Source organism: Microbacterium sp. NPDC091676 (assembly GCF_044756645.1).
In the GTDB taxonomy this organism is placed as follows: domain Bacteria; phylum Actinomycetota; class Actinomycetes; order Actinomycetales; family Microbacteriaceae; genus Microbacterium; species Microbacterium paraoxydans_D.
In genome coordinates this window covers 200,899-214,575 of record NZ_JBIVTI010000002.1, presented here as the reverse complement: position 1 = coordinate 214,575, position 13,677 = coordinate 200,899, and the positions used below count along the sequence as shown (strand labels likewise).

Sequence of the window (13,677 nt, the reverse complement as noted above, 5' to 3'; positions counted from 1 at the left end):
GTCGATCCCGATCAGCCCTCGGCTCGGAAGGAGCACCCGATGACCGCGCCACCCCCCGTCCTCACCGCGACGGACCTGCGGGTCTCGTACGCCGGCCGCGAGGTCGTGCACGGCCTCTCCTTCGCCATCGCCGAGGGGGAGACGCTCGCCCTGGTCGGCGAGTCGGGCTCCGGCAAGTCCACCACGGCGCACGCCCTCCTCGGCCTGCTGCCGGAGGGCGGACGGGTCGAGGGTGGGCGCGTCCGCCTCGGCGACCTCGACATCTCCGGATGGTCGGATCGGGCGTTCCGCGGCATCCGCGGGTCGGAGATCGGGCTGGTGCCGCAGGATCCGACGACGTCGCTCGACCCGGTGCGCCCCGTCGGCGTGCAGGTCGCCGAGGTGCTGCGCCTGCACGGGCATCGCGACCGTCGTTCCCGCAACGCCCGCGTGCTCGAGCTGCTCGACCGCGTCGGGCTGGACGACCCCGATCTGCGCGCCCGACAGTATCCGCACGAGCTCTCCGGCGGGATGCGGCAGCGGGTCCTCATCGCGGCCGCGATCGCCCTCCGCCCTCGGCTGCTCATCGCGGACGAGCCCACCAGCGCCCTCGACGCCACGGTGCAACGCCGCGTGCTGGACCTCCTGGACGAGCTGCAGCGCGAGGACGGCACGAGCATCCTGCTCGTGACGCACGACCTCGGCGTCGCCGCGGACCGGGCGGCGCGGATCGCGGTGCTGAAGGACGGCCGGATCGTGGAGCAGGGGCCGAGTGCGCAGGTGCTCGCGGAGCCGGAAGACCCGTACACGAGGCAGCTGCTCGCCGACGCGCCCGCCTTCACGACCGGCTTCCGACGTCCGGACGCGCCGCCGTTCCTCCGGGATGCCGCGGCGGTGGCCGCCGAGAAGCCGTGGGAGATCGTGGCCGCCGGCCTCGTGAAGGAGTTCCGGGTCGCGGGTCGTGAGCGCTTCCGGGCGGTCGACGACGTCTCGTTCCGGGTGCGCCGCGGCACGACCCATGCGCTGGTCGGCGAGTCCGGATCGGGCAAGTCCACGACCGCGCGCCTGGTCACGCGCTTCCTCCGTCCGGACGCCGGGACCGTGGAGCTCGCAGGGGAGGACGCGACGACCGTCGAGGGGGCGCGACTGCGTGCGCTGCGCCGGCGGATCCAGCTCGTGTACCAGAACCCCTTCGCCTCGCTGGATCCGCGGCAGCAGATCGCCGACATCGTGGCCGAGCCGCTGCACAACTTCCGCCTCGGTGGCCGGTCCGAGCGTCGGGATCGTGCGGTCGCCCTGCTCGAGCGCGTGGCGCTGCCGGCGGATGCGGCCCGTCGCACGCCGAGCGAGCTCTCCGGCGGGCAACGGCAGCGGGTCGCGATCGCACGGGCGCTCGCCGTCGACCCCGAGATCCTCGTGCTCGACGAGGCGGTGTCGGCGCTCGACGTGACGGTGCAGGCGCGCATCCTCGAACTGCTCTCCGCGCTCCAGGCCGAGCTCGGACTCACCTACCTCTTCATCTCGCACGACCTCGCGGTGGTGCGCCGCATCAGCCACACCGTCTCCGTCATGCACCGCGGGCGCGTGGTGGAGGACGGACCGACCGAAGAGCTGTTCCACGACCCGCAGCACGAGAACACCCGGGAGCTGCTGGCCGCGGTCCCCGGCCGAACGGAGATCCTCGCATGAGCGCCCCCACCCCTCGTCCCACCGTCGCGTTCTTCACTCGGCTCCTCGACGACGCGGCCCCCGCCGACCGCTACCGCCTCGCCCTGGCGCAGATCCAGCACGCCGAGAAGCACGGGGTGGGGCGCGCGTGGGTGGCGCAGCACCATTTCCGGGCGGCCGAGGGCGGGCTGCCCTCGCCGCTCGTCTTCCTCGCGCATGCGGCGGCGCGCACCTCCCGGATCCGGCTCGGCACCGGGGTCATCACCCTGCCCCTCGAAGACCCGGTGCGGGTGGCCGAGGACGCCGTGGTGGCCGACCTGCTCGCGGACGGGCGGATCGACCTCGGGCTCGGCAGCGGCGGCACCCCGTCGTCCTTCGCGCCCTTCGGGGAGGACGTGCGCGACAAGGGGCCCACCTACGACCGCAAGCTGGGCGTGCTGCTCGACGCTCTCCAGGGCCGCGACGTGGGGGCGGGGAACACGCTGTATCCGGACGCGGGGTCTCTGGCCGCGCGGATCTGGCAGGCGACGTTCTCGGCACCCGGCGGTCATCGAGCAGGCGTCCACGGTCACGGACTGCTGCTGTCCCGCACGCAGCCCCGCCCCGGCGATCGCCTGCACGCCCCGCTGTCCGCCCTGCAGGACCCGATCATCGACGCGTACCTCGACGCGCTGCCCGCCGGCGCGACGCCGCGGATCACCGCCTCCCGCACCGTGTTCGTGGCGGACGACCGCGCCGAGGCGCTCCGGTTCGCCGAGGTCGGTCTGCGGCGGGCCGCCGAGGGCTTCCGTCGGCAGGGCCAGACGATCCCCGGAGACGACCTCGACGACCTGATCGCCGCACTCGACACGCATCTCGGCACGCCCGAGGAGGTCGCCGCCTCGCTCGCCGCCGACACCACGCTGCACCGCGCGACCGAGGTGGCGTTCCAGGTGCACTCGGTCGACGCGCCGCACGCCCACGTCCTGCGCTCGATCGAGCTGTTCGCGACGGAGGTCGCCCCGGCCCTCGGCTACGCGCTGACCCCGCCGGATCCCGAGAGCACCCGCACTGCCGAGAACACCCCCACCGTGAAGGAGAACGCATGACCGCCGACATCGTCGACCAGCTGACGGGGGTGACGCCGGAGCTCGATGCGCTGCGGCGCCGTCGCCCCTTGACCAGAGACCAGCTCCAGGCGAGCTTCGACGCGCTCTTCCACCCGGTCTCCGCGGAGCACGTGTCGCTCGCCGAGCGCGCGCTCATCGCGGCGTTCGCGACCGCGCTCGCCGGTGCCGACGACCCCACGGCGGAGTTCTACGCCGGGAGGGCCCGCGAGATCGACCCTGCGCGCGCTGCGATCGTCGCCCGAGAGGCCGAAGCCGCCGCGACCACGGGACCGTTCGGCGCCTACACCGAACGCGGGCTGGAGGCCGAGAGCACCGACGGCGTCCGGTACCTGCCGGACGCGGCGGCATCGGCGGCCCTGGGGGAGCGCCTCGCGGCCGCTCTCGCGCACACGCACCTGCTGGTGTTCCGCCCCCGCGAGGCATCAGGCACCGACCTCGGCCGCCTGCACGACGCCGGCTGGTCGACGGACGGCATCGTGACGCTGTCGCAGCTCGTGTCGTTCCTCGCCTTCCAGCAGCGGGTGGTCACCGGCCTCCGCGTGCTCCAGGAGGCCGGACTGACCGCCACCCCCACCGCCACCGACACCGACACCGCCACCGACACCGCCACCGACGAGGAGGCCGCATGACCGCCGCCGACACCGTGCTCCGCCACGACGACGCCCCGTATCCGGAGGCCTTCACCCGCGCCGAGGTCGGCTGGACGCCCCACCTCGCGCCGCTGGCGGAGGAGGATCTCACCCCGCGGCACCTCGACGGCCTCGTCGACGCCGCCCGCGCGAAGAACGAGTACTTCCGGCTGCTCGCGCGCGACCCCGAGGTGCTCCGCGCGCGCACCCTCGTCGACAAGGACATCTTCTACAACACCGCGGAGGGGCTTCCCCGCGCCGAGCGGGAGCTCGCCGCGACGGCCGCCTCCCGTCGGAACGGCTGCGTGTTCTGCGCCTCCGTGCACTCCCGCTTCGCGGCGCATCACGGCAAGCGGCCGGAGGACGTCGACGCGCTCCTCGCCGAGGGCGTGGACGCGGATCTCGGGGAGCGCTGGAACGCGATCGTCGCCGCCGCGGTCGCGCTGACCGACACGCCCCGCGCGTTCGGTCCCGCGCACATCGCGCGCCTCCGTGCGGCCGGACTGGACGACCTCGAGATCGCGGACGTCGTGCACGGCGCGGCGTTCTTCAACTGGGCGAACCGGCTGATGCTCTCGCTCGGTCGCCCCGTCGCTCCCGCCTGACCGCGGGTCAGGGGACGAGGATGATCTTCCCCGAGGCGGCGCCGGTCTCCATGAGCTCATGGGCCCGGGCCGCCTCGGCGAGGGGCAGCTCCGGTCCCAGCTCGATGGTGAAGTCGCCGGCGGCCAGCAGGTCGACCGTCTTCTGCAGCGCCTCGGCGCGCCACTCCAGCTCCTGCGGCGTGAGCGGCTCGGGGGAGCCGCCGGAGAACGCCCGGATGCCGAAGTCGGCCGCGTCGGGACCGCGGACGATGGTCGCGATGCGGTCGCGGTCGGCGACCAGGGCGAGGGACGTCTCGATCGCCTCGTCGGTGCCCGCACCGTCCAGGACGACGGTCACGGGGGAGGGGGCTGCGGCGCGGACGCGGTCGAGCAGGCCGTCGCCGTAGGCCACGGGGATCGCGCCGAGCTCGCGGAGCTGGTCGTGCCGGGAAGGGCTCGCGGTGGCGATCACCGTCGCGCCCCAGGCGACCGCGAACTGCACGGCGGCCTGACCGACCGCGCCCGAGCCCGCGTGCACGAGGAGCACGTCGTCGGCCGTCACGGCGAGCGAGCGGAGGGACTGATACGCCGTACCGGCCGGGATGCCGATCGCCGCCCCCTCGGCGGCGGTGACGGCGTCCGGGAGCTTCACGAGCTTGTCGGCCTCGACCGCGAGGGCGGAGGCGTAGGTCCCGAGGGTGTCGCGGATCGCGACGCGGTCGCCGACCTCGAACCCGTCCACGCCCTCGCCCAGCACCTCGATCACCCCGGCGCCGTCGAACCCGACCGGACGCGGCTCGGTGATCGGCGCGGAGGGGCGCTTGCCGCCGCGGAGCTTGGCGTCGATGGGGTTGGCGCCGGCCGCCTCGATGCGCACCAGCGCCTCGCCGCGGACGGGCACGGGGTCAGGCACCTCCATCAGGTGGAGGACAGCGGGGGATCCGAACTCGGTGTAGACGATCGCGCGGGCCATGCCCTCAGGCTACCCGGCGGGGGTCACTTCCCCGCGAGCGCCTTGGTGATCCGCTCCGGCGACACCGGCTGCGCGGTGCCGAGACGCTGGGCGAAGACGCTGACCCGGTATTCCTCCAGCAGCCAGCGCACCTCGACGATCGCGGGCGGAGCGTCGGGCGCGAGGGGGATGGTGCCCCCGGCGTCCGCGAACAGCACCGCCATCCGCTCGAACTCCGTCATCCGTGCGCGGTCCTTGCCCGGCTCGTTCGCGAGGGTCTTCAGCCGGTCGATCATGCCGTCGAGGTACCGGGGGAAGTGGGCGAGCCGGTCGACTCCCGCCGCCGCGACGAAGCCGGGATGCAGCAGTCCGGAGAGCTGGGTGCGGATGTCGTTCAGCGGGCCGAGCAGCGCCAGCGAGTTCTGGGACTTGATGCCGCGCTCCACCTCCCGCGCCTTCGTGAGGATGCGGGCGACGAGGGAGACGCAGGCGAAGAGCTCGTCGACGAGCACGGCGGACACGGCGTCGCGCACCCGGGCGAACTCGGCCTCGGTGCGCACGACGCCACGGTCCCGGCCGTCGGCGTCACCGGTCGACGCGTCGATCACACGACGGGCGACCGCGGCCCGGCAGTCCTCGATGAGCGCGGCCGCCGACGGGTAGGGCGAGGCGGCGAGCGCGAGCTTCTCCGCGCTGGTGAGGTGCTGCTGCACGTACGAGGACGGCGAGGGCACCGCCAGCAGGACGAGACGGAGCACGCCGTCGCGCGTGGCGGCGGCTGCGGCGTCGGGCGTCGCCTCGACCCGCACCGACACGCTCTTGCCGGCATCGACGATCGCCGGATACCCGCGGACGACGCCGCCCGCGACCTTCGTGTCGATGACCGCCGGGAGGTCGCCGAACGTCCACGCCGTCAGCCCGGTCTGCTCGACGGGAGCGGCGGCCACGCGCTCCGCCCCGCGCGGTCCCGGTGCCTCCGCACGCCCGGGGCGGGCGATGGAGCGGGCGACGCTGCTGCGCGCGCGGTCGGAGAGCTCGGCCTGCAGCGCCCGGAGATCGCGCCCGGACCCGACCACCCGTCCCCGCTCGTCCACGGCGCGGAAGTTCATGCGCAGATGCGCCGGCACCCGTTCGTCGTCGAAGTCGGCGGCCGTGACCACCTGGTTCGCGAGCGGCTGCACGAGCCGCGCGAGCGCCTCCTTGAGAGTGCGCGGGGGGAGACCGCCGTGCACCTCCGGACCCTCGTCGGCCAGCGCCGCCCCGAACTTCTCCGCCCAGTCGGCGGCGGGGACGACGTGGCGCCGGATGGCCTTGGGCAGCGCACGCAGCAGCCCGGTGACGAGCTCCGCGCGCAGCCCCGGAACCTGCCAGTCGAAGCCGCGGTCCTCGATCTGGGCGAGCAGCGGCAGAGGCAGCACGACGCTCACGCCGTCGTCGGGTGCGCCCGGCTCGAACCGGTACGCGAGGCCGAGCACCTGGTCGCCCTGGGTCCACCGGGTCGGGAACTCGCGCTGGTCGGCGCGGTCCTCGTCGTCGATGAGGTCGCTCTCGCGCATCACGAGCAGCTTCGGTGTCGTCGTCAGCGCCTCGCGCCACCACTTCTCGAACGACCGCACGTCGAACACGTCGGCGGGGATGCGCTCGTCGTAGAAGCGGAAGACGGCCTCGTCGCCGGCGAGGATGTCGCGGCGCCGCTCGCGCTCCTCGAGCTTCTCGAGGCGGCGGCGGAGCTCGGCGTTGCTGCGCCAGAACGCGCTGACCCGCTTGTCGATGCGGGACGGGTCCCATTCGCCCTCGACGAGCGCATGACGGACGAAGAGCTCGCGCGAGGCGGCCCGGTCGATGCGGGCGAACTGCACCCGCCGGCGCGGGATGATCTCGACCCCGAACAGGGTGACCTTCTCGAACGCCACGGCGGCTCCTGCGTCCTTGGACCAGTGCGGCTCGGTGACCTGGCGCTTGGCGAGGTCGCCGGCGAGGGGCTCGGCCCAGGCGGGGTCGATGGCGGCGACGGTGCGGGCGAAGGTGCGGGAAGTCTCCACGATCTCGGCCGCCATGACCGCCCGGGGGCTCTTCTTGCGCAGCCCCGAGCCCGGGAAGATCGAGAACCGGATGCCCCGCGCGCCGCGGTACTCCGTGATCCGGCGGCGGGCGTCCTTCGCGGGAGAGTGGGCCTTCCCCGCGGGGGCGGTGCGCTCGTCGAGGACGCCGATCTGCGACAGCAGGCCGGACAGCAGTGCGCGGTGGATGGCATCCGGATCGGACGCGCCGCCCGGCTCCGCCCCGCGGTCGGGGTTCTTCACGAGCGTCCGGAGCTGGCGGTGCACGTCGAACCACTCGCGGACGCGCACGTAGTTGAGGTGCTCGCTGCGGCACAGCCGGCGGAACGCGCTGGAGCCGAGCTCGCGCTGCTGCTCGCGCAGGTGGTTCCAGAGGTTCAGGAGGGTGAGGAAGTCGCTCGTCGGGTCCACGAAGCGCGCGTGCAGCCGGTCCGCCTCCTCGCGGCGCTCCTCCGGTCGTTCCCGGACGTCCTGGATGGACAGCCCCGCCACGATCGCGAGCACGTCCCGCAGCACCGCCCCCTGGGTCCCCGAGCCTGTCGAAGGGCCTGAGTCCCTCTGGGTCCCTGAGCCTGTCGAAGGGCCCGCCTCGATGAGCATGCGCGCGAACCGCGGGTCCATCGGCATCCGGGCGATGTCGCGTCCGATCCGGGTGAGCCGGGGGCCGTCGTCCGGCCCCTGCGCCGGTCGGAGGGCGCCGAGCTCGGTGAGCAGGTCGAACGCCGCCTTCACGCCTCGGGAGTCGGGCGGGGTGAGGAAGGGGAACGCCGCGATGTCGCCGAAGCCGAGCGCGAGCATCTGCAGGATGACGGAGGCGAGCGAGGTGCGCAGGATCTCGGGTTCGGTGAACTCGGGACGCCGCGCGTAGTCCTCCTCGGAGTACAGGCGGATGGCGATGCCGTCGCTCGTGCGGCCGGCGCGACCGGAGCGCTGGTTCGCCGAGGCCTGGGAGATGGCCTCGATGGGCAGTCGCTGCACCTTCGAGCGGTTGCTGTAGCGGGAGATGCGGGCCGTGCCGGTGTCGATGACGTACTTGATGCCGGGCACCGTGAGGCTCGTCTCGGCGACGTTCGTCGCGAGCACGACCCGGCGACGGACGCCGGCCACGGTGCTGCGCTCGAACACCCGGTGCTGCTCCGCGGCGGAGAGCCGGCCGAACAGGGGGAGGACCTCGGTGGGCGAACGATCCTTCGCGTAGGCGGCGCGCACGGCGTCGGCCGCATCGCGGATCTCCGCCTCGCCGGGCAGGAACACGAGCACGTCGCCGGGCGCCTCCCGGTCGAGCTCGCGGAGCGCCGCGACGATCGCGCTTACCTCGTCCTCCGGCTCGCCGGCGGTGTCCTGCTCCGCATCCTCGTCGACGAGCGGGCGATAGCGGATCTCGACGGGATAGGTGCGCCCCGACACCTCGATGACGGGCGCGGGAGTCCCGTCGGCGGCGGCGAAGTGCCGGGCGAAGCTCTCCGGGTCGATCGTGGCGGAGGTGATGACCACCTTCAGGTCCGGGCGCTCCGGGAGGATGCGGGCGAGGTAGCCCAGCAGGAAGTCGACGTTGAGGGACCGCTCGTGGGCCTCGTCGATGATGATCGTGTCGTAGCGCGTCAGCAGCCGGTCCCGGTGGATCTCGTTGAGGAGGATCCCGTCGGTCATCAGCGCGATCCGGGTCTCGTCGGAGACCTTGTCGGTGAAGCGCACCTTGTAGCCGACGAGGGTGCCGAGCTCGACCCGCAGCTCCTCGGCCACGCGCTCCGCGATCGTGCGGGCGGCCAGCCGTCGGGGCTGGGTGTGGGCGATGCGCTCCCGGCCCAGTTCCAGCGCGATCTTCGGGAGCTGGGTGGTCTTCCCCGATCCGGTCGCGCCGGCGACGATGACGACCTGGTGGTCGCGGATGGCGTCGGCGATCTCGTCCCTGGCCGCGCTGACGGGCAGCTCCGGAGGGTAGGAGATCACGGGGGAGGACATAGCCCTCCATCGTATGCCGGGATGCGCGCCGGGGTCGCCGCGATCGCCGCATACGATCATCGGGTGATGACTGCTCTCCGCCCCGTGCGCTGGTTCCGCGATTTCGGGCGGCCGCCGCGCATCCTCGGTCTCGACGTAGCGCGGGGTCTGGCGATCCTCGGCATGGCTGGTGCCCACGTCGGCGTGACGGAGGCGTTCGAGTGGGGCGACCCGACCACGTGGACGGACCTCGTGCACGGTCGCTCGTCGATCCTCTTCGCGCTGCTCGCCGGCGTTTCCATCGCCCTCATGACCGGGCGCGACGTGCTGCCGGAGCGGGAGCGCCTCCCGGGCATCCGCCTCAACCTCGTCGGCCGCGGCGCGGTGATCTTCGTGATCGGTCTCGCCCTGGAGCTCCTCAACACGCCGATCGCCGTGATCCTCACCCTCTACGGCCTGCTCTACGTCGCCGTCATCCCCGTGCTGCGGTGGCGGCCCCGGCAGCTGCTCGTCGGCGCCGCCGTCCTCGCCCTCGCCGGTCCGGCGCTGCTCGCTCTGCTCAGCGCGGTGGCGCTGCAGCCGTTCGGCGCGGGCATCGGCTTCGTGCTCTACGGCACCTATCCGATCACCGTGTGGCTGGCGCTCGTGCTCGGCGGCATGGCTTTGGGGCGGCTCCGCGTGCAGGAGGTGCGCACGGCCGTCGTCGCCCTCGTCGTCGGGGTGGTCCTCGCCGCAGTCGGCTACGGTCTGGGTGCCCTCGGAGCGGGCGCGGGCCTGGGCGGGACCGGATCGCTCAGCTCCTCGACGAGCGGGTACTCCGGGAGCGAGAGCCTCGAGATCCTTCCCGACGAGAGCCTGGACAGCCTCCCTGCCGAGAGCCTGTCGTCGTCGTCGTTCATCCCGGACGACGTGATGCCGACGTCGGGCTGGGAGAGCTACCCCGAGGCTCTCGCCGCGACCGATCCGCTCGGCTCCATGGTCCGCGCGGTCTTCGCCGTCGACCCGCACAGCGGCGGCACCGCCGAGATCCTGGGCTCCGGCGGCTTCGCCCTCTCGGTGGTCGCCCTGTGCCTGCTGCTGAGCCGTCCGCTGCGCTGGCCGCTGCTGCCCCTCGGTGCGCTGGGGTCCATGCCGCTCACGGCATACAGCCTGCACGTCGTCTCCGTCGTCCTCGTCGCGGGTCCGGGCGGCTTCATCGCGGACAACTCCTTCTGGGGGCTCACCGTCGTGGCGCTCCTGCTGGTCACGACGCTCTGGGCGATGTTCGTCGGACGTGGTCCCCTGGAGCGCCTCGTCGGGAAGGGTGCCGCCGCGATGGCCGCGGTCCCGCGCCGCTGACGCTTTTCGTCATCCGGGCGGGTCCGCCTGTCATCACAGGTCCTAGGCTGGGGGGATGACCATTCCTGCACTCGAACTGAACGACGGCAACTCCATCCCCCAGCTGGGCTACGGCGTCTTCAAGGTGCCGCCGGCAGAGACCGAGAAGGCGGTGAGCGAGGCCCTCGAGATCGGGTACCGCCACATCGACACCGCCGCGATCTACGGCAACGAGGAGGGCGTCGGCGCGGCCATCGCGTCCTCCGGCATCCCCCGCGAGGAGCTCTTCGTCACCACGAAGCTGTGGAACGACCGCCACCACGACGACGAGCCCCGCGCCGCCATCGGCGAGAGCCTCGAGAAGCTCGGCCTGGAGCAGGTCGACCTCTACCTCGTGCACTGGCCCACCCCCGCGAAGGACGACTACGTCCACGCGTTCGCGAAGCTCGTCGAGCTGCGCGACGCGGGCCTGACCCGCAGCATCGGCGTCTCGAACTTCCTCGTGCCGCATCTGGAGCGCACGGTGAAGGAGACCGGCGTGGTCCCCGCCGTGAACCAGATCGAGCTGCACCCGGCGTACCAGCGCCGCGAGGAGGTCGCCTGGGCCGAGGCCAACGGCGTCCGCATCGAGGCCTGGGGTCCGCTCGGCCAGGGCAAGTACGACCTCTTCGGCACCCCCGCGATCGCGGAGGCCGCCGCCGCCCACGGCGTGACGCCCGCACAGGCCGTCCTGCGCTGGCACCTGCAGAAGGGCATCATCGTCTTCCCGAAGTCGGTGCGCCCCGAGCGCCTGCGCGAGAACCTCGACGTGTTCGGCTTCGAGCTGACCGACGCCGAGATCGCCGCGATCGACGCGCTCGACCCGCTCGACGGTTCCGGCCGCGTGGGCTCGCACCCGGACGAGGTCAACTGACCGGAGCCTTGCTCCCGAGCCCGCGGCTCGTCTCCGTTCCACATGACGCCCCGTGTCGCTTCGCGCGACACGGGGCGTCCGCGTGGGTACCGTCGAGCCCATGACAGCTCCGCTCCGCGTCGTCGCCGTCTCGGGCTCCCTGCACGAGCCGAGCAAGACCACCGCCCTCCTCCGTGCGATCACCGCCGCGGTCGCCGAGCGTGCCCCCGTCGAGGCGCAGCTGATCGAGCTCACGCAGATCGGCCCCTCGCTCGCGGGTGCTCTCACCCGTGACCAGCTCCCGCCGGAGGTGGAGGCGCACCTGCAGGCGATCGAGACCGCCGACCTCCTCATCGTGGGCAGCCCGGTGTATCGCGCCTCGTTCACGGGGCTGTTCAAGCACCTGTTCGATTTCGTCGACCAGTACGCCCTGGTCGGCACGCCGGTGCTCCTCGCGGCGACCGGAGGCGGCGAGCGGCACGCCCTCATGATCGAGCACCAGCTGCGCCCGCTGTTCGCGTTCTTCCAGGCCCTGACGCTGCCGCTCGGCGTGTACGCGAGCACGACCGACTTCGACGGGTACGAGGTGGCGACGGACGTGCTGCGTGCGCGGATCGCGCTCGCGGCCGAGCGGGCCCTCCCGCTCGTCGGCTACACCGCGTCGCGTCCCACGGAGCTGCTCGTCGGCTGATGCGGGTCCGAGGCCGGTGTCTCCGGCGTAGCGTGGGAGCATGACGAACCGTCTCGCCGACACCCTCAGCCCCTATCTGCGGGCGCACGCGGCCAACCCCGTCGACTGGTACCCCTGGGGCGAGGAGGCCTTCGCCGAGGCCCGCCGCCGGGACGTGCCGATGCTGATCTCGATCGGCTACTCCACCTGTCACTGGTGCCATGTGATGGCGCGCGAGTCGTTCGCCGACCCGGAGACCGCCGCCCGCATCAACGAGGGGTTCGTCGCGGTGAAGGTCGATCGCGAGGAGCATCCGCACGTCGACGGGGCCTACATGGCCGCCGCGTCCGCGTTCACCCAGAACCTCGGCTGGCCGCTCACGGTGTTCACCACGCCGGCCGGACGCGCCTTCTACGCGGGGACGTACTGGCCGCCGGAGGCGCGACCGCCGATGCCCGCGTTCCGCGATGTGCTGGCCGCGGTCCGCGAGGCGTGGACGACGCGACGGGCGCAGGCCGAGGAGTCCGCGGACGCGGTGACCGCGGCGCTCGCCGAGGCGGCGGAGACCACGGCAGCGAGCCTCCCGGATGCCGCAGCCCTCGCGGAGGCCGCCGACGGCCTCGCCGCCAGGGAGGACGCGGAGTTCGGCGGCTTCGGCGGAGCTCCGAAGTTCCCGGTGGCCACGACCCTGCGGTTCCTGCAGCAACCCCTCGTCCGCGCGTCCGCGCCGGAGGCGGCCGCTGTCGCTGAACGCGCGCTCGCGGCGATGGCCGCGTCTGCCCTGCGTGACGCCGACGGCGGGTTCTTCCGCTATGCGACCCGGCGTGACTGGACGGTGCCGCACTACGAGCGCATGCTGACCGACAACGCCCAGCTGCTCGACGTCGCGCTCGACGCCGGCGACGAGGAGACCGCGCGCGGGATCGCCCGCTTCCTGCTCGGCACCCTGCGGCGCGAGGACGGCGGCTTCGGTGCCGCGCAGGACTCCGAGTCGTGGATCAACGGGGCGCGCAGCGAGGGCGGCTACTACCTCCGCCCCGTCGCGGAGCGCGCGGCGCTGGAGCCGCCCGCCGTGGACGGCAAGGTCATCACGGGATGGAACGGCCTCGTGATCGCGGCACTCGCCCGGGCGGGGGCGGCGCTCGGCGAGGACGTGTGGATCGCCGCCGCCGCGGAGGCGGCCGCGGCCGTGCTCGGCACCAACCGCCGGGCCGACGGCGCCCTCGTGCGGGCCTCCCTGGACGGCCGGGCCTCCGCGGCGGTCGCCACCGCCGCGGACCTCGCCCTCCTCGCCGACGGCCTGTTCGCCCTCGCGGCGGCGACGGGTGACGTGGCTCCGGCGGTCACGGGGCGCGACCTCCTCGACGAGGTGCTGGACGGCGCTGCGGGGGACGACCCGCTGCTCCGTGCGCAGGGCATCGCGGCCTCGCCCGACCACACCGACGGCGACCTCCCCTCGGACACGGCGGCGGTGGCGCAGGCCGCGCTCAGCGCCTGGCGGCTCGGAGCGGGGGACCGCTACCGCGCGGCCGCGGCCGCGCGGGTGGAGGCCCTCGCCTCTCGGGCCCTCGCCCAGCCGTTCGCCCACGGCAGCCTGCTCCGGGTCGCCGGCGGACTCGCCGCGGCGCCGCGGCAGCTCGTCGTGGTGACGGAGGACGCCGGTGGCGCGCTCGCCGCCGCGGCCCGCGGAGCCGATGCCGATGTCGTCGCCGTCGTCACGCCGGCGCAGGCCGCGGCGTTCGCCGCCTCGGGGTTCGAGCTGTTCGAGGGCAAGGAGGCGACCGCGGAGCGCGCCTACGACTGCCGCGCCTTCGTGTGCCGCCTGCCGGTGAGCGATCCGGCCGCGGTCTCGCGCGCACGGTGAGCGCTCTTCCCC

At 73.6% G+C, this 13,677-nt stretch carries 10 protein-coding genes; 8 read left to right on the top strand and 2 right to left on the bottom strand.

What is annotated here, in order from left to right:
- The first annotated feature begins 39 nt into the window (after window positions 1-39).
- Genes ACIQID_RS14090 through ACIQID_RS14075 form a run of 4 tightly spaced genes read left to right on the top strand, consistent with a single transcriptional unit; the run spans window position 40 to window position 3,990 of the window.
- Window positions 40-1,668 (top strand): dipeptide ABC transporter ATP-binding protein, encoded by a 1,629-nt coding sequence (locus ACIQID_RS14090; RefSeq protein WP_400286231.1) that lies wholly within the window; start codon window positions 40-42, stop codon window positions 1,666-1,668.
- Window positions 1,665-2,735: a putative FMN-dependent luciferase-like monooxygenase gene (locus ACIQID_RS14085; protein WP_400286228.1), complete on the top strand. Its 1,071-nt coding sequence runs from the start codon at window positions 1,665-1,667 to the stop codon at window positions 2,733-2,735. The genes ACIQID_RS14090 and ACIQID_RS14085 overlap by 4 nt, the downstream gene beginning before the upstream one ends.
- On the top strand, window positions 2,732-3,385 hold the full coding sequence (locus ACIQID_RS14080; RefSeq protein ID WP_400286225.1) for a CMD domain protein: 654 nt from the start codon (window positions 2,732-2,734) through the stop codon (window positions 3,383-3,385). The genes ACIQID_RS14085 and ACIQID_RS14080 overlap by 4 nt, the downstream gene beginning before the upstream one ends.
- Window positions 3,382-3,990, top strand: a complete 609-nt coding sequence (locus ACIQID_RS14075; protein WP_312675325.1) for an alkylhydroperoxidase domain protein — start codon at window positions 3,382-3,384, stop codon at window positions 3,988-3,990. The genes ACIQID_RS14080 and ACIQID_RS14075 overlap by 4 nt, the downstream gene beginning before the upstream one ends.
- Before the next feature lie 7 nt (window positions 3,991-3,997).
- Here ACIQID_RS14075 and ACIQID_RS14070 read toward each other — a convergent pair whose 3' ends face one another.
- Window positions 3,998-4,942, bottom strand: a complete 945-nt coding sequence (locus ACIQID_RS14070; protein WP_400286222.1) for a zinc-binding alcohol dehydrogenase family protein — start codon at window positions 4,940-4,942, stop codon at window positions 3,998-4,000.
- A gap of 23 nt (window positions 4,943-4,965) precedes the next feature.
- Window positions 4,966-8,943 carry an ATP-dependent RNA helicase HrpA gene (gene hrpA, locus ACIQID_RS14065; RefSeq protein WP_400286219.1) on the bottom strand — a complete coding sequence of 1,326 codons (3,978 nt, stop codon included), beginning with the start codon at window positions 8,941-8,943 and terminating at the stop codon, window positions 4,966-4,968.
- A gap of 66 nt (window positions 8,944-9,009) precedes the next feature.
- Here hrpA and ACIQID_RS14060 point away from each other — a divergent pair, with 66 nt between their 5' ends.
- The 4 genes from ACIQID_RS14060 to ACIQID_RS14045 all read left to right on the top strand — a co-directional run bounded on the left by ACIQID_RS14060 (window position 9,010) and on the right by ACIQID_RS14045 (window position 13,665).
- A complete protein-coding gene (locus ACIQID_RS14060) occupies window positions 9,010-10,260 on the top strand; it encodes a heparan-alpha-glucosaminide N-acetyltransferase domain-containing protein (RefSeq protein ID WP_400286216.1) in 1,251 nt (416 codons plus the stop codon).
- Between the two features lie 55 nt (window positions 10,261-10,315).
- Window positions 10,316-11,152, top strand: coding sequence for an aldo/keto reductase (locus tag ACIQID_RS14055; protein WP_060923596.1), 837 nt, complete (start codon window positions 10,316-10,318; stop codon window positions 11,150-11,152).
- Between the two features lie 100 nt (window positions 11,153-11,252).
- Entirely contained in the window at window positions 11,253-11,822 is a 570-nt protein-coding gene (gene msuE, locus ACIQID_RS14050; protein WP_312675316.1) for an FMN reductase, read from the top strand.
- 40 nt (window positions 11,823-11,862) lie between these two features.
- Window positions 11,863-13,665, top strand: a complete 1,803-nt coding sequence (locus ACIQID_RS14045) for a thioredoxin domain-containing protein (RefSeq protein ID WP_400286211.1) — start codon at window positions 11,863-11,865, stop codon at window positions 13,663-13,665.
- The last annotated feature ends 12 nt before the right edge of the window (window positions 13,666-13,677 follow it).

Excerpts from the sequence above, each read along its gene's own strand:
- hrpA (WP_400286219.1), bottom strand. The coding sequence starts at position 8,943 with ATGTCCTCCCCCGTGATCTCCTACCCTCCGGAGCTGCCCGTCAGCGCG.
- ACIQID_RS14055 (WP_060923596.1), top strand. The coding sequence starts at position 10,316 with ATGACCATTCCTGCACTCGAACTGAACGACGGCAACTCCATCCCCCAG.
- ACIQID_RS14085 (WP_400286228.1), top strand. The coding sequence starts at position 1,665 with ATGAGCGCCCCCACCCCTCGTCCCACCGTCGCGTTCTTCACTCGGCTC.
- ACIQID_RS14090 (WP_400286231.1), top strand. The coding sequence starts at position 40 with ATGACCGCGCCACCCCCCGTCCTCACCGCGACGGACCTGCGGGTCTCG.
- ACIQID_RS14080 (WP_400286225.1), top strand. The coding sequence starts at position 2,732 with ATGACCGCCGACATCGTCGACCAGCTGACGGGGGTGACGCCGGAGCTC.
- ACIQID_RS14060 (WP_400286216.1), top strand. The coding sequence starts at position 9,010 with ATGACTGCTCTCCGCCCCGTGCGCTGGTTCCGCGATTTCGGGCGGCCG.
- ACIQID_RS14045 (WP_400286211.1), top strand. The coding sequence starts at position 11,863 with ATGACGAACCGTCTCGCCGACACCCTCAGCCCCTATCTGCGGGCGCAC.
- ACIQID_RS14075 (WP_312675325.1), top strand. The coding sequence starts at position 3,382 with ATGACCGCCGCCGACACCGTGCTCCGCCACGACGACGCCCCGTATCCG.
- msuE (WP_312675316.1), top strand. The coding sequence starts at position 11,253 with ATGACAGCTCCGCTCCGCGTCGTCGCCGTCTCGGGCTCCCTGCACGAG.
- ACIQID_RS14070 (WP_400286222.1), bottom strand. The coding sequence starts at position 4,942 with ATGGCCCGCGCGATCGTCTACACCGAGTTCGGATCCCCCGCTGTCCTC.